General features: G+C 75.2%; 14 protein-coding genes. 3 read left to right on the forward strand and 11 right to left on the reverse strand.

All coding sequences use genetic code 11. From position 1 onward, the window contains the following. Window positions 1–98: 98 nt before the first annotated feature. The 5 genes from K2224_RS02375 to K2224_RS02395 all read right to left on the reverse strand — a co-directional run bounded on the left by K2224_RS02375 (window position 99) and on the right by K2224_RS02395 (window position 6,688). On the reverse strand, window positions 99–2,231 hold the full coding sequence (locus K2224_RS02375; protein ID WP_221905018.1) for a (2Fe-2S)-binding protein: 2,133 nt from the start codon (window positions 2,229–2,231) through the stop codon (window positions 99–101). After that, window positions 2,228–3,124 carry a xanthine dehydrogenase family protein subunit M gene (locus K2224_RS02380; RefSeq protein ID WP_221905019.1) on the reverse strand — a complete coding sequence of 299 codons (897 nt, stop codon included), beginning with the start codon at window positions 3,122–3,124 and terminating at the stop codon, window positions 2,228–2,230. The genes K2224_RS02375 and K2224_RS02380 overlap by 4 nt, the downstream gene beginning before the upstream one ends. Before the next feature lie 236 nt (window positions 3,125–3,360). After that, window positions 3,361–5,019, reverse strand: a complete 1,659-nt coding sequence (locus K2224_RS02385; RefSeq protein WP_221905020.1) for a beta-N-acetylhexosaminidase — start codon at window positions 5,017–5,019, stop codon at window positions 3,361–3,363. A 207-nt stretch (window positions 5,020–5,226) separates the two neighbouring features. After that, the gene (locus K2224_RS02390) at window positions 5,227–5,511 is read right to left on the reverse strand and encodes a DUF3039 domain-containing protein (protein WP_026247947.1); all 285 of its coding nucleotides are present in this window, start codon (window positions 5,509–5,511) and stop codon (window positions 5,227–5,229) included. Then, complete coding sequence (locus tag K2224_RS02395) at window positions 5,498–6,688, reverse strand: MFS transporter (RefSeq protein WP_260692307.1); 1,191 nt, start codon at window positions 6,686–6,688, stop codon at window positions 5,498–5,500. The genes K2224_RS02390 and K2224_RS02395 overlap by 14 nt, the downstream gene beginning before the upstream one ends. Before the next feature lie 124 nt (window positions 6,689–6,812). On the opposite strand from K2224_RS02395, the gene K2224_RS02400 reads away from it, so the two are divergent. Beyond that, window positions 6,813–7,781 carry a LysR family transcriptional regulator gene (locus K2224_RS02400; protein ID WP_221905021.1) on the forward strand — a complete coding sequence of 323 codons (969 nt, stop codon included), beginning with the start codon at window positions 6,813–6,815 and terminating at the stop codon, window positions 7,779–7,781. Window positions 7,782–7,985: 204 nt separating this feature from the next. On the opposite strand, the gene K2224_RS02405 is transcribed toward K2224_RS02400, so the two are convergent. Beyond that, complete coding sequence (locus K2224_RS02405; protein ID WP_221905022.1) at window positions 7,986–8,669, reverse strand: hypothetical protein; 684 nt, start codon at window positions 8,667–8,669, stop codon at window positions 7,986–7,988. Between the two features lie 261 nt (window positions 8,670–8,930). Beyond that, window positions 8,931–9,605 carry a YqgE/AlgH family protein gene (locus tag K2224_RS02410; protein WP_221905023.1) on the reverse strand — a complete coding sequence of 225 codons (675 nt, stop codon included), beginning with the start codon at window positions 9,603–9,605 and terminating at the stop codon, window positions 8,931–8,933. Between the two features lie 294 nt (window positions 9,606–9,899). Here K2224_RS02410 and murA point away from each other — a divergent pair, with 294 nt between their 5' ends. After that, a complete protein-coding gene (gene murA / locus K2224_RS02415) occupies window positions 9,900–11,246 on the forward strand; it encodes a UDP-N-acetylglucosamine 1-carboxyvinyltransferase (RefSeq protein ID WP_221905024.1) in 1,347 nt (448 codons plus the stop codon). 226 nt (window positions 11,247–11,472) lie between these two features. Here murA and K2224_RS02420 read toward each other — a convergent pair whose 3' ends face one another. The 4 genes from K2224_RS02420 to K2224_RS02435 all read right to left on the reverse strand — a co-directional run bounded on the left by K2224_RS02420 (window position 11,473) and on the right by K2224_RS02435 (window position 17,127). Continuing rightward, window positions 11,473–11,754, reverse strand: coding sequence for an HU family DNA-binding protein (locus tag K2224_RS02420; protein ID WP_004951951.1), 282 nt, complete (start codon window positions 11,752–11,754; stop codon window positions 11,473–11,475). Window positions 11,755–12,001: 247 nt separating this feature from the next. Then, window positions 12,002–13,435, reverse strand: coding sequence for an NAD-dependent malic enzyme (locus K2224_RS02425; protein WP_221905025.1), 1,434 nt, complete (start codon window positions 13,433–13,435; stop codon window positions 12,002–12,004). A 473-nt stretch (window positions 13,436–13,908) separates the two neighbouring features. After that, window positions 13,909–16,338: a UvrD-helicase domain-containing protein gene (locus K2224_RS02430; RefSeq protein WP_221905026.1), complete on the reverse strand. Its 2,430-nt coding sequence runs from the start codon at window positions 16,336–16,338 to the stop codon at window positions 13,909–13,911. 204 nt (window positions 16,339–16,542) lie between these two features. Beyond that, the gene (locus tag K2224_RS02435; protein ID WP_221909384.1) at window positions 16,543–17,127 is read right to left on the reverse strand and encodes an ABATE domain-containing protein; all 585 of its coding nucleotides are present in this window, start codon (window positions 17,125–17,127) and stop codon (window positions 16,543–16,545) included. A gap of 261 nt (window positions 17,128–17,388) precedes the next feature. Between K2224_RS02435 and K2224_RS02440 the strand changes: the two genes are divergently transcribed. Further along, window positions 17,389–18,165 carry a class I SAM-dependent methyltransferase gene (locus tag K2224_RS02440; RefSeq protein ID WP_221905027.1) on the forward strand — a complete coding sequence of 259 codons (777 nt, stop codon included), beginning with the start codon at window positions 17,389–17,391 and terminating at the stop codon, window positions 18,163–18,165. Window positions 18,166–18,185 lie beyond the last annotated feature (20 nt).

An 18,185-nucleotide genomic window follows, 5' to 3' on the forward strand; every position in this document is an offset into this window, starting at 1 on the left:
CGAGACCCCGCTCCACTCGCACCCGCCTGCGCGGGGCGCGCGCCCGTCGACGGTCCTCATCCGGCTGCCGGCCGGGGGGAACCCGATGCCGCGCTCACTCATCCAGCGCCTCCCGGCTGCGGATCCTGGTTGTGCGGTGCCCCGTCCATCGGGTCGGCGGGTCCCGCCTGGTGGGGGATGCGGGCGGTCTCGGCCGGTGCCTCCGCGGCGGCGGCCTCGGCCGCCTCGCCGGCCTGGGCGCGGGACTTCACCACGTCGGCGACGGCGTCCAGGACACCGCGGTAGCCCGAGCAGCGGCAGAGGTTGCCGCAGAGCGCCTTGCGGGTCTCCAGTTCCGTGGGGGCGTGGTTGCCCTCCAGGAGGTCGTGCACGGTCATCGCCATGCCCGGTACGCAGTAGCCGCACTGCACCGCCCCGGAGGCGGCCAGCGCCTGCTGGACGTCGGAGGGGACGCCGTTCTGCGCGAGCCCCTCGACGGTGCGGACCTCGCTGCCGGCCGTGGTGGCGGCGGGCACCAGGCAGGAGGCGACCAGCCGCCCGTCCACCTGGACCGAGCAGGCCCCGCACTCCCCTTGGGAGCAGCCGTCCTTGGCCCCGGCCAGGCCGAGCCGCTCGCGCAGCACGTAGAGCAGCGACTCGCCGATCCAGGCGTCCTTGACCGGGCGGTCGATGCCGTTGACGCACAGCATGTAGGAGGCCGAGGGGTGTTCGTCGTGTTCGTCGTGTTCGTCGTGGCCGTCGAGGAAGGCCGGGGCGTCCACGGCCTCCGGGGCGTCCGGCGCGGCGGCGCCCTCCGGGGCGGCGGGGGGCGGCTCGGGCGCGGGGGGCGCCGTGGCGACGGCGGCCGGGGCGTCCTCGATGTCGCGGGCGGGCGCGGGCGCTTCGGCGCCGGCGGGGGCCGGTCCGGCGGCGGAGGCACCGGGCTCCGCGGCGGGCTCCGCCGGGTGCTCGGCCCGCGCGGCGTCCGGAGCGGGCGCCTCGGGGGCCTCCGCGGCCGCGTGCGGCCCCGCCGGCACCGGGCCGGCGTCCACGGCCTCCGGAGCGGCCACGGCGGCGGCAGGGGCCTGCGCAGGGGCCTCCGGCGTCGCGAGGGCGCCGTGGGTGTCGAGCGCCGCGGGCCCGGCGGCGGTGTGCTCCCCGGCGGGCATGCCGGGGGCGGCGGCAGGAGCGGCGGGGGCACCGGCTCCGGCGTCGTGGCCGACGGCGCCGAGCGCGAACTCCCCCGTGGTGTCGTGCTGTTCGCCCTGCACCACCGGGACCGACCAGCCCTCGGCGCCCGCCGGGGCGGGCACCTCGGTGGCGATGTCCTGGCCGGCGGTCCCGTCCTGCGGGTGGGTCCCCCCGGCCGGCGGCCACTGGGCCAGCGCGTCGGCGGGCAGCGACCAGTGGCCGGTCGCACCACCCGTGGGGGCCGGCGTGGCGCCCGGTGCGTAGGGGGCGTCGGCGGGCGCGGGGAACGGCTCCCCCGCGGCGGCGCCCCCCGCGGCACCGGTGGCGTGGTCCGCGTCGACGGTCCCGGGGGCCCCTGCGGTCACGCCGGTGGCGTCGAGGCCGGCGGTGAAGTTCCAGTGGCCGGTGGCGCCGGTCTCCCCGGAGTCGGCCCGGCCGGCGGCCCCTTCGCCCTCGTAGGGCACGCCGGGGTAGCCGCCGCCCTGATAGGCCGCGGCGCCGCCGTGGCCGGCCAGGTGGTCGTCGCCGACGCGGTACTCGCCGGACTCCTCCAGGACGTCGTCGGCCGCCGGGACGGTCCACGCGCCGCCGGCCGCCTCCGGGCTGCCGGCGACCGGCCAGTGCACCTGCTCGCCACCCCACGGCTGGGCGCCCTCGGGGGTGTTGGCCTGATAGGCGGCGGCCGGGTCCTGGTGCGGTGCGGCCTCCTGCCGTCCTGCGGGATCGGGGTAGCCCGCCGCGGGGTCGGCGTAGCCGGTGGACGGGTCGGTGAACGGCATCGTCCACTGCCCGGTGGCCGCCGGGTCGGTGCCCGCGCCCGGTACCGGGGGCACGGCCGAGTGCGCGGGGAACGAGGCCGGCGGGGTGTAGCCGTGGCCGGGCGCGGCCAGCGGGTCGGCGCCCGGCGTGCGGTAACCGGCGCCGTACGCGCCGGTGGTGAAGCCTTCGGGGAGCTGGACGAAGGCGGTGGCCTCCGACTCGTACTCGCCGCCCGGCGGCAGCGGCTGCCAACCCTGCTCGGGGTGCGGCTGCTGCGGATGGCGGTTGTCTGCATCGCTCACGAGAGCGCCCTCCCAAGTGCGCGGCGGGCCAGTGCTGCCACCGTACGGCGCAGGTGCAGGGCGGCCGGCGGCAGGGTCGCCGGTTCGGTGCCGTCCTGCGGCGGCGCCGGGTCGGGGATGCAGGCGGCGGCCACGTAGTCGCCGAAGGCGGCCAGCGCCTCGGGGACCAGGCCGCGTTCGCCGTCCCAGTCGATGAGCGAGGCCACCCACTGCTCGGCCTCCAGGGGCCGCAGCGGCATCGCGGCGACCGCGCCGACGGCGCAGCGCACCGAGCGCCGGGCCGGGTCCAGGACCAGCGCGACGGAGGCGGTGGCGCGGCCGGGGCCGGTGCGCCCGGTGGCCTTGAGGAAGGTCTGCGGGGCGTGCAGCAGCGGAACCCGTACAAAGCCGACGAGTTCGCCGGGATCGAGCATCTCGCGGCCGGTGAGCAGATGGCTGACCGGGATCTCGCGGCGGGCGCCCCCGGGGCCGGCGATGATCACCGTGGCCTCCAGGGCGGCCAGCACCGGGAGGGTGTCGCCGGTGGGGGCGCAGCTGACGATGTTGCCGCCGAGGGTCCCGGCGTTGCGGATCTGCGGCGGGCCGGCCGCCCGGGCCGCGGCCGCCAGACCGGGAATCAGGGCGGCGAAGTCGGGGCGCCCCATACGGGCGAGGGTGAGGCCGGCGCCGAGCAGCGCATGGCCGTCGAGGTACTGCCAGCCGCGGATCTCGCTGATCCGGCCGAGGCCCACCAGGCCCGCGGGTCTGAGGAGTCCGGCGTTGACCGCCGCCATGAGATCCGTGCCGCCCGCGACGGGCACGGCGGCGGGCATGGCGGTGAGTGCCGCCACCGCCTCGTCGAGCGAGGCCGGCAACGTCACCGATTGCGACGCGTGCGGTGCGTGCGTGGTCAACCCAGCTGCCCCTTCCCCGGTGTCCCGGCAGTTCCGCTCCGCCGTACGGTACGTGCTCACGGCCCGGACGTGGCAACTCTGGCACATCTTCGCGGACCCGGTACGCGAGGGTGCGCGAAGCGGTGTTCGTCCCCGAAGAGGGTGCGGGGCCCGTGCCGGTTCCGTCCGCCGGTTCCGGTGGACGTGCTCCACCGTTCCAGGGTCCGGCGGGACGGGCGCCCCGCTTGCCGGAGGGCTCACACGATTGGGGGCGACCCGTCGAAGGGGCGTCCGAGGATGCCGGGGCGACGCTGCCAGGGGTGGGGGCCGCCGGGCGGGCGGTAGTCCACCCCGAGGGCGTCGAGGCGGGCGTAGTGGTCGGCCATCCGGCGGGTGAAGTCCTGGTAGTCGCGGGCGGACGGGGCGGGCAGCCGGGACCAGGCGACCTCGGCGAACGCGGCCAGCCGCGGGAAGACCTGGTAGTCGAGGCGCTGCGGGCTGTCCATGACCTCGGTCCAGGCGTTGGCCTGGGTGCCGAGGATCCGCGCGGCCTGTTCGCCCGTCAGCTCCGGTGGCACCGGCTCGAAGCGGTAGACGTCCTCCAGGGTCCGTACGTGGCCGATCGGCACCGGCTCGTCCGGGGAGGGGTCCTGACGGTGGTCCAGGTACACCTGCTGCTCGGGGCACATGACGACGTCGTGGCCGGCCTTGGCGGCGGCGATCCCGCCCGCGCAGCCGCGCCAGGAGGAGACCGTCGCACCGTCGGCCAGGCCCCCTTCGAGGATCTCGTCCCAGCCGACCAGGCGCCGGCCGCGGGCGGTGAGCCAGCGGTCGAAGTGCCGGACGAACCAGCTCTGCAGGCCGTCCTCGCCGTCCAGGCCCAGCGCGGCGATCCGGGCCTGGGCGGTGGGCGAGGCCCGCCACTGGTCCTTGGGGCACTCGTCGCCGCCGAGGTGCACGAAGGTCGACGGGAAGAGGCCGAGGACCTCCTCCAGCACGTGCTCGTAGAAGCGCAGGGTGTTGTCGGTGGGTGCCAGTACGTTGGGGTTGACGCCCCAGGTGTCCCAGACCTTCAGGGAGGTGGTGTCGATGACGTCGGTGTTGCCCAGTTCCGGGTATGCCGCGATGGCGGCCTGGGAGTGGCCGGGGATATCGATCTCGGGGACGACGGTGATCTGCCGCTCGGCGGCGTAGGCGACGATCTCGCGGATGTCGTCCTGGGTGTAGTGGCCGCCGTGCGGGCGCGGGTCCCAGAGCGGGGAGTCGCGGTGGCCGAGCCGGGTGCGCTCGCGCCAGGCGCCGACCGCGGTCAGCCGCGGATACCGCAGGATCTCGATCCGCCAGCCCTGGTCGTCGGTGAGATGGAGGTGGAGGACGTTCAGCTTGTGGGCGGCCATCAGGTCCAGGTAGCGCAGCACCCCGTCCTTGGGGAGGAAGTGCCGGGCGACGTCCAGCATCAGGCCGCGCCAGCTGAAGCGGGGGGCGTCCTCGACTGTCTGCTCGGGCAGGCCCGGTGTGTGCCGCGGGTCGAGCGGGGCGCGCCGGAAGGCGGCCGGGCCGAGGAGCTGACGGAGCGTCTGGGCGCCCCAGAAGACGCCGGCCGGGCCGCCGCCGGTCAGGCGCACGCCCCAGCGGGCGTCGGCGTCGAGGCGGTAGCCCTCCTCGGGGAGGGCCGGGTCGAGGGCGAGCGCCAGGGTGTCCGGTGCCTCGGCGGAGCCGGGCGGCAGCGGCAGGGCGAAGGCGGCGCCGAGCGTGGCGCGCAGCCAGCGGGCGGTGTCCTCGGTGCCGGGGGCGGCGGCCAGCGCGGTCTCCGCGCCGAGCCGCACGGTCCGGGGGCGGGCTCCGGCGTCGCCCGGGTCGCGGCTGAGCGGGGCCGGGATCAGACCCGTGGGGGGTGCGGTCTCCAGATCTGTCACGACGTCAGTCTTCACCGTGCCGCCGCGCGGAGAAACCCGCCCCGGGCGGCCCGTGCCGACGTCCGGCCCGTCCCGGGCCGGGGCGGCACAGGCGCCGGGCACGGCGACGGGCCCGGGCCCACCAGGGACCCGGGCCCGTGCGGACCCTCGTGCGCGGGGCGGCGGGCCGGGGCGCCGCGCCTTGCAGGCGCGCGCCGCGGCCGGCGGTTACTTCTTCCCGCCGTCCTTGTCCTTGTCGCCGCCGGCGCCCATGGATTCGAAGATCTCCTTGCACAGCGGGCAGACCGGGTACTTCTTCGGGTCGCGGCCCGGTACCCAGACCTTCCCGCAGAGCGCCACGACGGGAGTGCCGTCGAGCGCACTCGCCATGATCTTGTCCTTCTGGACGTAGTGGGCGAAGCGCTCGTGGTCGCCGTCGCCGTGCGACACCTGCGGTGTCGGCTCTACGAGGGTCCCCGTACCTGCCCCGCGCTCGGGCTCAAGAGTGCTCATAAGTGCCAAGGGTACTCACGCGCGGCGCGGGCCGGGAGCGTCGGCCCGCCGCCAGATGCACCAGCAGTCCCAGGGCCGCGACGCCGGCCGCCGCCCAGGGGAGCGCCGCCGGCGGCAGGCCCGCCGCCAGGGCCAGTCCGCCGAGCGCCGAGCCGACCGCACTGCCCAGATAGAGGGCCGAGTTGTTCAGCGCGAGGGCGACCGTGCCGCGCTGCTCGCCCGCCTGGAGCAGCCGGTGCTGCTGCGGCACCTGGAAGGCCCAGCCGGCCGCGCCCCAGGCGACCAGCGCGGCCGCCGCGCCGGGCAGCGCCACGTCCGCCAGGGTGGGCAGCAGGGCCTGGGCGGCGGCGACCACCAGCAGCACCGCGCCGGCCAGCGTCCGCACCCGCCCGGTGCGGTCCACCAGCGGCCCGGCCAGCACACTCCCCAGGACGCCGCCGGCGCCCCAGGCCCACAGATAGGGGGTGACCTCGTGGACGCCGCCGGCCGCGGCCAGCACCGGCGCGAGATAGGTGTAGAGGCCGAGGCTTGCCACCGCGGCGAGGAAGGAGACGGTGACGACGGGCGCCACGTTGCGGTCGGCGATGGCCGCCAGCCGGGCCCGCACCGGGACGGCGGGCGCCGCGGGGACCTGCGGCAGCAGCGCCGCCAGCCCGCCGAACGCGACCGCGCCCAGCCCGGTGACCAGCCAGAGCGTGGCCCGCCAGCCGGTGTGCTCGGCCAGCAGCACCCCGATCGGCACGCCCAGCACGGTGCCCGCGCTCATCCCGCCCATGACGAGCGCCAGCGCCCGGCCGCGCTGCTCGGCGGGGGCGAGCGCCGCGGCGGCCGCAGTGGACAGCGCGGAGTAGACCCCGGCTCCGGCGCCCGCGACGACCCGGGCGGCCAGCAGCGTGCCCAGCGAAGGGGCCAGCGCGGTCAGGCCGTTGCCGAGGGTGAAGACGGCCAGCGCGACCAGGATCAGCAGCCGGGGCCGCACGCCGGAGAGCAGTCCGGCGACCAGCGGCGCGGCGATCGCGTAGGCCAGGGTGAAGGCCGTCACCAGCTGGCCGGCGAGGGACACCCGGGTGCCCACGTCCGCGGCGATGACCGGTAGCAGCCCCGCCATCACATACGCGTCCAGGCCGAGGGTGAAGGCCCCCAGCGTCAGCAACCAGACCTTGCGCACCGCGCTCATCTCCCCTGGTGGTCCGGCGGGCCGGGGACCTTCCCCGGCCCGGGGCGGACCGCTTGCGGGGAAACGTAGGCAGTCTCCGGATGTTCGGGGAAATGCCCGCACGGAGCACTTATGCTGGGGCGGCATGAATGGTCTGCGCGGTATCGAGGACGGCGCCGGCACCGCGGCGGGTCCGGCCCATGACGACATCGGCGAGCCCGCCCCCGGCACCGACGACCGGCTCACCGACCCGGCCCTCGACGGAGTCGAACTACGGCATCTGCGGGGCTTCCTCGCCGTGGCGGAGGAGCGCAGCTTCACCCACGCCGCGGACCGGCTGCGGATCGGCCAGCCCGCGCTGACCCGGGCCGTCCGGGCCCTGGAGACCACACTCGGCGTGCGGCTGCTGGACCGCACCACCCGCCGGGTCGCCCTCACCGACGCCGGCCGCCGCCTCTACGCCGACCTCGCGCCGCTGCTGCCCCGGCTCGCCGCCGCGCTCCGCTCCCCCACCGGGCCGGGGACGCTGCGGCTGGGCTTCACCTCGATGCTGCCGGCCGCCTGCCGCACGCTGGTCACGGAGTTCAGGGCGGCGAGCGGCGCCGAGGTCCGGCTCGTCCGCCGGGACACCCCACTGGCCGGGCTGGAGACCGGGGATTCGGACGTCGTCGTGCTCCGCGGCGAAGTGCCGCGGGACGCCGGGCTGCGCACCGCGCTGCTGTTCCGGGAGCCACGGGTGGCCGCCGTGCCGCGGGCCGCCGCCCCGGGGAGCCTAGCCCGTCGGCGGGTGCTGGACTGGGCCGAGCTGGCCGAGCTGCCGCTGGTGGTCAACACCGTCACCGGCACCACCCGGCCCGAGCTGTGGCCGGCCGGGCGGCGCCCCCGCCTCGCCTGCACCGCGGACAACTTCGACGAGTGGCTGGAGGCCGTCGCGGCCGGGCACGGGATCGGGGTGGCCCCGGAGGGGGTGGCCGAACGGCACCCGCACCCCGGCATCCGCTACGTCCGGCTGAAGAACGCGCCGCCGGTGCCCGTGCGGCTCGCCCTGCCGGCCCGGGACGCCCACCCGCTGGCCGAGCGCTTCCTCGCCCTGGGTGGAGCGCGCCGGCACTGACGGCCACGCTGCCGGCCACCGGGACCGGCCGCCGTCGTCGCCCCTGGGCCCGGCCGAACGCAGCGCGGCGACCGGCCGGCGCCGGGCGTTGCCGCCGAACCCCCGCCGGTCACGCCGTTCACCCGGAGGCGGCCCCGCGGCGTCCGGTATGCGCGACGTCGACGCGAAGAGCCGCGAGGCGGGCGGGAGTTCGGCGGCACGGGCCTACGAGGCCACCGCCGGCACCGCACCCCGCTCCCCCGCCGTCAGTCCCAGCTCCGCGGCGAACGCCAGCGCGGCCTCCGGGCTGACGTCGTACCAGCAGTCCGGGCCGCAGACCGCGTCCAGCAGCGCGGCGACGTCCGCCGCCCGGACCGTGCGGGCCGCGGCGGCCCCGATGAACGCGCGGACCGTCTCCGCGGGGTGCACATCGGTCTCGGTGAGGGCCACCAGATGCTCGGTGATCTCCTGCACCGCCGCGTCACCGGGCGCCGCCCAGCCCATCGCCGTCTCCAGGCCGTCGTCCGGCATCGCCGCGGGATACGGGGCACGGGCCCAGGCGCCGTCCTCGTACCAGTAGGCGAAGCCGAGGAGGTTGCCCCGGGCGTCGTCCCGCAGCTGCTCCCAGGGCAGCCATGCGGGGCCGCCGGCCAGGAAGTCGATCTGCCGGTCGCCGCTGTGGGTGTAGCTGCCGTCGGAGTCCTGGCCGCAGAGCAGGGCGCGGCCGTCGTCGTAGAGCCCGAGCCGCCACCAGTACGAGCCGCCGCAGTTCCAGCAGGCCAGGCCGTCCGGGCCGAAGGAGTACTCGTCGCCGTCGCTCATGGCCGCGGCCGCCACCGCCAGTGTCGCGGCCCGCGCCCACACCTGCTCCGGATGGTCCAGGTCCCCGGGCACGCTCGGCCTGTGCATGGTGCTCTCCCCCGTCCGTTCGGCGCGGTCGCGCCCGTGCGACCGCGCAACGTTCCTGGCACTGCGAACGATAGCGACGGGGTCCGACAACGCCCCATGGCGAAGCCGTCACAAAGTGCCCGGCACGCGCCCTGGCGCACCACCCGGCGCGCGGGTCCCGTCGCCCGCGGTACGGCGGCGCCCGGCACGGCCCGGCAGCCCGGCCCGACGGCAGCCGGCGGTCCGGTTCAGCAGTTCGGTTCGGCGGTTCGGTTCAGCGGTTCAGTTCAGCGACGGGTCGTCGGGATAGGTCGCCACCATGGCCAGCTCGTTGCGCTGCCGCCGCAGCACCGCGCGCCACAGCTGCTCCGGATCGGGCGAGGAGACGTCACCCGGCTCGGACTCGACGACGTACCAGGCCCCGTCCACCAGCTCGTCCTCCAGCTGGCCGGGGCCCCAGCCGGCGTACCCGGCGAAGATCCGCAGGCTGCCGAGGACCGCGGCGAGCAGCTCCGGCGGGGCTTCCAGGTCCACCAGGCCGATCGCGCCGTGCACCCGGCGCCAGCCCAGCGGCTCGTCGCCGGGCCCGGCGCCGTCGGCCGGGTCCGCGACCGGCGCACCCGCCGTCCCGCCTACCGCGCCGCCGGCGTGGCTCGCACTGCCCGCGGAGGGGGCGCTCTCGCCGGGCGTCCCGCCGCCGGGCACCACGGCCACCCCGAGCGCCGAGTCCAGCGAGACCGGGCCGCCCTGGAAGACCACCCCGGGCTCCCCGGTCAGCTCGGCCCAGGGGGCGAGGATGTCGGCGACGCCGACCGGGGTGGGGCGGTTGAGGATCACGCCGAGGGACCCCTCCTCGTCGTGGTCGAGGAGGAGCACCACCGCCCGGTCGAAATTCGGGTCGGCGAGCGCGGGAGTGGCGACGAGCAGCCGCCCTGTGAGCGAGGACACCTCGGTCATGGCCACATGATCCCGCACTTCCGTCCCGAAGGGGGAGTCAACGCCCGGACCCGCCGGGAGAACAGGGCGGGCGTACGGCGGCAGGCCCCGGCGCACACGTCCGGCACCGAATGACGCATTCGCGACATTCTTCGCATTCACCGCGAAAGGCGATGACGAATCACAGGCGGCCCGTAGCGGAGCGTGTTGTGACAAAGCCATTACATGGCCGGACCCGGTCCATCGCCACGGGCACCCCCTCGGCCGCCCTTACCATTTCTCGTGGCCCAGACCGACTCCAGGAACGCGAGATCCATGACCGTCTCCACTGACGACGTACTGATTGTCCACGGCGGCACCCCGCTGGAGGGCGAGATCCGGGTTCGCGGTGCGAAGAACCTTGTACCCAAGGCCATGGTCGCCGCCCTCCTGGGAAGTGGTCCGAGCCGACTGCGCAACGTCCCCGACATCCGGGACGTCCGCGTGGTGCGCGGGCTGCTCCAGCTGCACGGCGTCACGGTGCGCCCGGGCGACGAGTCCGGCGAGCTGGTCCTCGACCCCTCGCACGTGGAGAGCGCCAACGTCGCGGACATCGACGCGCACGCCGGCTCCTCGCGGATCCCGATCCTGTTCTGCGGTCCGCTGCTGCACCGGCTGGGCCACGCCTTCATCCCGGGCCTGGGCGGCTGCGACATCGGCGGCCGGCCGGTCGACTTCCACTTCGACGTGCTGCGGCAGTTCGGCGCGAAGATCGAGAAGCGCGCCGACGGGCAGTACCTGGAGGCCCCGCAGCGGCTGCGCGGCTGCAAGATCCGGCTGCCGTACCCGTCGGTCGGCTCGACCGAGCAGGTGCTGCTGACGGCCGTCCTGGCCGAGGGCGTCACCGAGCTGTCGAACGCCGCCGTGGAGCCGGAGATCGAGGACCTGATCTGCGTCCTGCAGAAGATGGGCGCGATCATCTCCATGGACACCGACCGGACGATCCGGATCACCGGTGTCGACAAGCTCGACGGCTACACCCACCGGGCCCTCCCGGACCGCCTGGAGGCCGCCTCCTGGGCGTCCGCGGCGCTGGCCACCGAGGGCAACATCTACGTCCGGGGCGCCCAGCAGCGCTCCATGATGACCTTCCTCAACACCTTCCGTAAGGTCGGCGGCGCCTTCGAGATCGACGACGAGGGCATCCGCTTCTGGCACCCGGGCGGCTCGCTCGACGCCATCGCCCTGGAGACCGACGTCCACCCCGGTTTCCAGACCGACTGGCAGCAGCCCCTGGTGGTCGCGCTGACCCAGGCGTCGGGCCTGTCGATCGTCCACGAGACGGTCTACGAGTCCCGGCTCGGCTTCACCGAAGCGCTCAACCAGATGGGCGCCCACATCCAGCTCTACCGCGAGTGCCTGGGCGGCTCCGCCTGCCGCTTCGGCCAGCGCAACTTCCTGCACTCCGCGGTCGTCTCCGGGCCCACCCGGCTCCAGGGCGCCGACCTGGTCATCCCCGACCTGCGCGGCGGCTTCTCGTACCTGATCGCGGCGCTGGCGGCGCAGGGCACCTCCCGGGTGCACGGCATCGACCTGATCAACCGCGGCTACGAGAACTTCATGGAGAAGCTCGTCGAGCTGGGCGCCAAGGTGGAGCTGCCGAACGGCAACCCGAGGGGCTGACCCCCCGCCCCCGCGCATCAGGAGGCGCCGCGCGCCGGTCGCACCGCGACCACCGCGCGGCGCCTTCGCGCTTCCCGGCCCCGCGTCCCCGTCCCCGGTCACTCCCCGACCCTCCGCGACACCTGCGGATGCCCCGCCGAGGGCCCTGAGCGGCGCGTACGCGGGCATACGCAAGGCGGCCACCCTTCCGGGAAGGGTGGCCGCCCGACATGCCGTGGGAAGGGCCTTACTTGCCCTTGGCGGCTTCCTTGAGCTTCGAGCCCGCGGAGACCTTCACGCTGTAGCCGGCCGCGATCTGGATCGGCTCACCCGTCTGCGGGTTGCGCGCGGTGCGAGCGGCACGGTGGGTGCGCTCGAAGGTCAGGAAGCCGGGGATGGTGACCTTCTCGTCGCCCTTGGCGACGACCTCGCCGACGGTCTCGGCGAGCGCGGCCAGAACGGCGTCGGCGTCCTTGCGGGTCACCTCGGCCCGGTCGGCCAGAGCGGCCACCAGCTCACTGCGGTTCATGTATGTACTCCCGTGTTCTTCTTGCCAATGCGGCGTGCCACGCGGCCCAGCCGCATGTTTGGGCTCAGCGAAGCCGATGCTGCCAGGGCCCTCGGACAGTCTCCGGACCCGGGTCTGCTTGCCAGACCCTCGCGCCCGAATACGCATCCTGCCCCCACCTGCGGCGGTAAAGCCAATCCGGCACCCTGGAGGGTCACCCGCCACCCTATGGGTGGCCTGCTGGGGGCACGTCCTGCGACGCGCCGTCTCAGACCCCCGTGGCGGCCGTCACAGCCTCGCCCGCGGACTTCGCCGCGTCCCGCACCGCGCCGGCCACCGCGCCCGCGACCTTCTCGTTGAAGACGCTGGGGATGATGTAGTTCGCGTTGAGCTCGTCGTCCAGGACGACGTCGGCGAGTGCGCGGGCCGCGGCCAGCATCATCTCGGTGTTCACCGTACGCGAGGCGGCGTCGAGCAGGCCGCGGAAGACGCCGGGGAACACCAGGACGTTGTTGATCTGGTTGGGGAAGTCGGAGCGGCCGGTGGCGACGACGGCGGCGGTCTGCCGGGCGAGGGCCGGGTCGACCTCCGGGTCCGGGTTGGCCAGCGCGAAGACGATCGCGCCGTCGGCCATCCGGGCCACGTCGTCGCCGTCGAGGACGTTGGGGGCGGAGACGCCGATGAAGACGTCGGCGCCGTCCACGGCCTCCTTGAGGGTGCCGGTGACGCCCTCGGGGTTGGTGTTGTCGGCGATCCAGCGCAGCGCCGAGTCGGGGTCGGCGTCGACCAGGTCGGCGCGGGCGGCGTGCACCACGCCGTGGATGTCGGCGACCACCGCGTGCCGGACGCCGGCGGCCAGCAGCAGCTTGAGGATGGCGGTGCCGGCGGCGCCGGCGCCGGACATCACGACCCGGACGTCCTCGATCTTCTTGCCGACGACGCGCAGCGCGTTGGTGAGCGCGGCGAGCACCACGATGGCGGTGCCGTGCTGGTCGTCGTGGAAGACCGGGATGTCCAGGGCCTCGCGCAGCCGGGCCTCGATCTCGAAGCAGCGGGGCGCGGAGATGTCCTCCAGGTTGATGCCCGCGAAGCCGGGGGCGATGGCCTTGACGATCTCGACGATCGCGTCGGTGTCCTGGGTGTCCAGGCAGAGCGGCCAGGCGTCGATGCCGGCGAAGCGCTTGAAGAGGGCCGCCTTGCCCTCCATGACGGGCAGGGCGGCCTTGGGGCCGATGTTGCCGAGGCCGAGGACGGCGGAGCCGTCGGTGACCACCGCGACGCTGTTGCGCTTGATGGTGAGCCGGCGGGCGTCCTCGGGGTTGTCGGCGATGGCCTGGCAGACCCGGGCGACGCCGGGGGTGTAGACCATGGACAGGTCGTCGCGGTTCCGGATCGGGTGCTTGGACGACATCTCGATCTTGCCGCCGAGGTGCATCAGGAAGGTCCGGTCGGAGACCTTGCCGAGCGAGACGCCCTCGATGCCGCGCAGCTTGGAGACGATCTCCTGGGCGTGCGCGGTGGAGGTGGCGGCGATCGTGACGTCGATCCGGAGTTTCTCGTGGCCGGACGCGGTCACGTCGAGGCCGGTGACCGACCCGCCGGAGGACTCCACGGCCGTGGTGAGCTGGCTGACGGCGGTGCCGCTCGCGGGCACCTCCAGTCGCACCGTCATCGAATACGAGACGCTAGGCGCCGTTGCCATGGCCGACTTCCTCTGCTTTCCCTGGTTTGGCTCTGTGCGGCTCCGGATCTCAGGGGTTGCCGAGCCGGAGCGCGTCGTTCGATCGTCCCACCTACCAGCCGGTACACGGTAACCAGCTACGAATTCCGGAAAGACTCTTCCACCATACGAGAAGTGGTCGCCCGGGCGGAACCCCTACCGCCCCACACGAATCAGCCACCGCGCGCACGCGGGCACGGCCGGGGCGGAAACGACCGTGGGCGCCCCTCCCGGAGGAGGGACGCCCACGCCGTTGCTGATGACACCGACCCGCCATGCTCGCCTCGCGGCAAGTGGTCGCTCGTAGCGACGATGGTTGGGCCCGGGGGCTTGGATCGAGCCGGTGCCGCCACCAAGGCTAACAAACCATCCCGGCAAGCGAATCCCGTCCCGCGCACCCGATTTCACAACCCCTCGGATGGCAGCACACAGGCTCCGGGCCCCGGCTCCGGGGCCTAGTCGCGCAGCAGGTCCGGGACGCCGGACTCGTCCGGGTCGTCCGGGGCGGCGGAGAGCACCGTCAGCTGCTGGGTGGCGCGGGTCAGGGCGACGTAGAGGACCCGCAGGCCGGCCGGGGACTCGTCGGCGATCTCGGCGGGCGAGACCACCAGGGTGGCGTCGTACTCCAGGCCCTTGGCCTCCAGGGAGCCCAGCGCCACCACGCGGTCGCCGAGGCCGGCCAGCCAGTCGCGGGCCTGTGCGCGGCGGCGCATCGCCACCACGACACCGACCGTGCCCTCGACCTCGGCCAGCAGCCGTTCGGCCTCGGCGACGGTGGCCCGGGCCAGCGCCTCGTCGGCGGTGCCGGCCGCGCCCCCGGCGCCGCCGACGACGCCGAAGCGCGGCTCCAGGCCGGTCGAGCGGACCGCCCTGGGGGCCGGGGTGCCGGGCATGGCCAGGGCCAGCACCCGGGACGCCAGCTCGGCGATCTCGGCCGGGTTGCGGTAGTTCACGGTGAGGGTGAAACGGCGGCGCGGACGGGTGCCGAGCGCCTCGTCGCGGGCCTCGGCGGCCTCGTCCGGGTCCGACCACGAGGACTGCGCCGGGTCGCCGACCACGGTCCAGGTGGCGTGCCGGCCGCGGCGGCCGACCATCCGCCACTGCATCGGCGTCAGGTCCTGGGCCTCGTCGACGATGACATGGGCGTAGTCGGTGCGCTCCTCCTCCAGGCGCTCCCTGCGGCCCCGGCCGGCGGAGAGCCGGTCCGCGTAGGTGGTCAGCTCCTCCAGGCCGGTCAGCTGGTCCAGCGGGTCGGCCTCGCGGGGGCGGGCCGGCCGGGCGGGGGCGCCCAGGATCTGCTGGAGCTCGTCCAGCAGCGCGACGTCGTGCACCGACAGCGGGCCCCGGCCGTCGTCGCCCAACCGTCTCAGCGAGCGGGCGAGTTGGCGCACCTCGCGGGGGTTGAGCAGGCGGCGCGCCCAGCGGCCGAGGCGGCGCTCGTCGGCCATCGCGGCCAGGACGCCGCGCGGGGTGAGCTCCGGCCACCAGGCGTCGAGGAACGCCTGGAAGTCGGGTTCGGTGACGAGGTCCTCGTCGAAGCCCTGGCGGGCCTCGGCGGCCAGCTCCGGGTCCGAGTAGCGGCGGGCGGCGCCGGACTTGGCCCACAGGGCGTCCAGGATCAGCCGGCGGGCCCGCGGGCGCAGGAGGTTGACCGGGGCGGTGCCGCCCAGCGCGGACTGGCGGACGGCGCGCAGCTCGGCCTCGTCCAGTTCGAGCCGGGTGCCGAAGGCGACGACGCGCAGGCGGGTCGGCGGGGCCGGGGCGTCGCCGGCCGGGGCGGCGAGGTCCTCCAGGGACAGCTGGGCGTCCTCGGTGGCGCGGGCCCGGGACGGGGCGGGCGCGGCCCCCTCCAGGGACCCGCGGGCCGCCTTGCGCAGCAGCTTCTGCATCCGCGCCGAGCCCTTGACGCGGGCGACCGCGGGCGGGTCGTAGGCGGTCGCCTCGGCGCCCTCGACGAGCGAGCCGAGCGCCCGGATGGCGACCTGCCCCTCCTCGCCGAGGGAGGGCAGCACGCCCTCGGTGTAGGCGACCAGCAGCGGGGTCGGGGAGACGATCAGGATGCCGCCGGCGTAGCGGCGGCGGTCCTGGTAGAGGAGGTAGGCGGCGCGGTGCAGGGCGACCGCGGTCTTGCCGGTGCCGGGCCCGCCCTCGACCTCGGTGACGGAGGCGGCGGGGGCCCGGATGACCATGTCCTGCTCGGCCTGGATGGAGGAGACGATGTCCCGCATGGTGTGGCTGCGGGCCCGGCCCAGCGCGGCCATCAGCGCGCCGTCGCCGACCGCCGGCAGCTCCCGGCCGTCCAGGGTGGCGGTGACCTCCGGGCGCATCAGGTCGTCCTCGACGCCCAGCACCCGGCGGCCCTTGGAGCGGATCACCCGGCGGCGGACGACCCGTCCGGGGGCGACCGGGGTGGCGCGGTAGAAGGGCGCGGCGGCCGGCGCCCGCCAGTCGATGACCAGCGGGGAGTAGTCCGCGTCCAGGACCCCGAGGCGGCCGATGTGCAGCGTCTCGGCGATGGCGGCGCGGCCGTCCCGGATGACGCCGTCGGCGGGCTCGACGGAGGTGTGGGCGCCGTCCGGGCCCTTCTTGCCGTCCTTGCCCAGGAGCAGGTCGATCCGGCCGAAGAGGAAGTCCTCGTACTCGGAGTTGAGCCGGTGGAGGTGGACGCCGGCCTGGAAGACCTGGGCGTCGCGTTCGGCGAGCGCGCCGGGCGTGCCGACCTGGCCGCGCTTGGCGGCGTCGTCCATCAGGAACTCGGCCTCGTGGATCTTCTCCTCGAGGCGCCGGTAGACGCGGTCGAGATGTGCCTGCTCGGCCTCGATCTCGCGGTCCCGAACGGAATCCGGTGCGTGGTCCGGTGCGTGCGTGGCGTTGTGCGCGGCCACCCAAGCCCCCTTCTGCTGTGCGTAGGGCAGCCGTCAACCGTACGCGAACCCGGCACGGTGCGCACCTGGAGGTATGGACAAAACCGGACGTCGGCGGTCGGATGTTGACTCGGAAGGCGGTTCGGTCGGGCAGACCCGGCCAAAGCGGTCGGATGCCGGGCGCCGGTCACCGGATCCGGCCACGGGGGCGAACCCGGCCGCGCGTCACACGGCCCCCGCGGTCCGCCGCCGGTGCCGGGCGACCCGGGCGCGGTTGCCGCAGACCTCGCTGGAGCACCAGCGGCGGCGCCGGCCGCGCGAGGTGTCCAGGTAGACCAGCGGGCAGCCGTCGCCGGCGCACTGCCGCAGCCGGCCGCGCGCCGCCGGGTCGGTGAGCAGCGCGACGGCGTCCCGGGCCACCGCGGCCAGCAGCCCGGCACAGTCGGGCGGACCGGCCAGGGCGCCGGCGAGCGTGCCGTCCGGGCCGCGGACCGCACGCACGGCGGGCGGCGCGGCGCACTCGGCCGCGGTGTTGAGCAGCGCCAGGTCGGCCGCGGCGGCCCGGCCGCGCACCTCGGCCCGGACGACCCGGCCCAGCAGCTCGCGCAGCGCCTGGAAACGGGCGACCCAGCCGGCGTCGACGGCGTCGAGCGGGGCGCCGGGCGGCACCACTCCCGCGCCGGTCAGCCAGGCGGCCAGCGACGCCGGGCCGGTGAGCCGCTCGCCGGCGGCCGGGGCGCCGCCGGCGGTGGCCACCAGGTCCAGACAGATCCGCCCGCAGTCGAACCGGAGGTCGTAGAGGGCTGCCATGGCTGCCATGTGCCTGTCACTCCTTGGGAACGGACACGGGGACACGGGAAAGGGAGCGCCGGGGGCGTACGGGAGCGTTCCCAGGGTGCCCGCCCGCGCCGCCCACCGGAAGGCCGCGGGCGGAGCAGGGCGGCGCGCGGCGCGCCAAGTGGACGCCCGGCGCGGGCACTTCACGCGGGCACCGGCAGCCCCCGCATGGACGCCGCACCTCGACACCCCGTGTAGACACCGCGCGTATACACGTGTTGTATAGTCCGCGGCATGTCGTCCTCCCCGCTGCTCAAGAACCGCTCCGCGCTGACCCACAAGCTCGGCTACGCGGTCCGCAACCCGGCCCGGATCGCCCCCTACGTCAGGCGCACCGCCCGCGACACCTGGCTGCGCCTGAAGCACCCCGACCACGTCGCGTACTACCGCGCGGTGATGGCCTCGGACACCGGCCGCAACCCGGAGGCCGCGGTCGGCAGCCGCAGCCACGAACGCTGGCTGGCGCTGGGTGAGATGCAGTTCGACTACCTCGTGGAGCACGGGCTGCGCCCCGACCACCGGATGCTCGACATCGGCTGCGGCAACCTCCGGGCCGGCTGGCGCTTCATCGCCCACCTGGACACCGGCGGCTACTACGGCATCGACATCTCGCCGGACATCCTGATAGCCGCCAAGCGGACCCTCGCCACCTACGAACTCCAGGACAAGCTCCCGCATCTGACGATCACTCAGGACCTGAAGCTGGACTTCCTGCCCGACGCGCACTTCGACATCGTCCACGCGCACAGCGTCTTCTCGCACTCGCCGCTGCCCGTCATCGACGAGTGCCTGGCGCACGTCGGGCGCATCCTGGCCCCGGGCGGCTTCTTCGACTTCACCTTCGACCGCACCGAGGGCGCCGAACACCAGGTCCTGCGCGAGGACTTCTACTACCGGACCGAGACCCTGCTGCGGCTGGCCCGCAGGCACGGGCTGGCCGCGCGCTTCATGGAGGACTGGGAGACCCGGCCGCACGGCCAGTCCAAGATCCGGGTGAGCAACCCTGCCTGAGGGGCGCGGCGGCCCGTCAG

This window comes from Streptomyces sp. BHT-5-2 (assembly GCF_019774615.1).
Taxonomy (GTDB): Bacteria; Actinomycetota; Actinomycetes; order Streptomycetales; family Streptomycetaceae; genus Streptomyces.

Excerpts from the sequence above, each read along its gene's own strand:
- K2224_RS02410 (WP_221905023.1), bottom strand. The coding sequence starts at position 9,605 with ATGACCGAGGTGTCCTCGCTCACAGGGCGGCTGCTCGTCGCCACTCCC.
- murA (WP_221905024.1), top strand. The coding sequence starts at position 9,900 with ATGACCGTCTCCACTGACGACGTACTGATTGTCCACGGCGGCACCCCG.
- K2224_RS02400 (WP_221905021.1), top strand. The coding sequence starts at position 6,813 with ATGAATGGTCTGCGCGGTATCGAGGACGGCGCCGGCACCGCGGCGGGT.
- K2224_RS02440 (WP_221905027.1), top strand. The coding sequence starts at position 17,389 with ATGTCGTCCTCCCCGCTGCTCAAGAACCGCTCCGCGCTGACCCACAAG.
- K2224_RS02425 (WP_221905025.1), bottom strand. The coding sequence starts at position 13,435 with ATGGCAACGGCGCCTAGCGTCTCGTATTCGATGACGGTGCGACTGGAG.
- K2224_RS02395 (WP_260692307.1), bottom strand. The coding sequence starts at position 6,688 with ATGAGCGCGGTGCGCAAGGTCTGGTTGCTGACGCTGGGGGCCTTCACC.
- K2224_RS02420 (WP_004951951.1), bottom strand. The coding sequence starts at position 11,754 with ATGAACCGCAGTGAGCTGGTGGCCGCTCTGGCCGACCGGGCCGAGGTG.
- K2224_RS02435 (WP_221909384.1), bottom strand. The coding sequence starts at position 17,127 with ATGGCAGCCCTCTACGACCTCCGGTTCGACTGCGGGCGGATCTGTCTG.
- K2224_RS02405 (WP_221905022.1), bottom strand. The coding sequence starts at position 8,669 with ATGCACAGGCCGAGCGTGCCCGGGGACCTGGACCATCCGGAGCAGGTG.
- K2224_RS02390 (WP_026247947.1), bottom strand. The coding sequence starts at position 5,511 with ATGAGCACTCTTGAGCCCGAGCGCGGGGCAGGTACGGGGACCCTCGTA.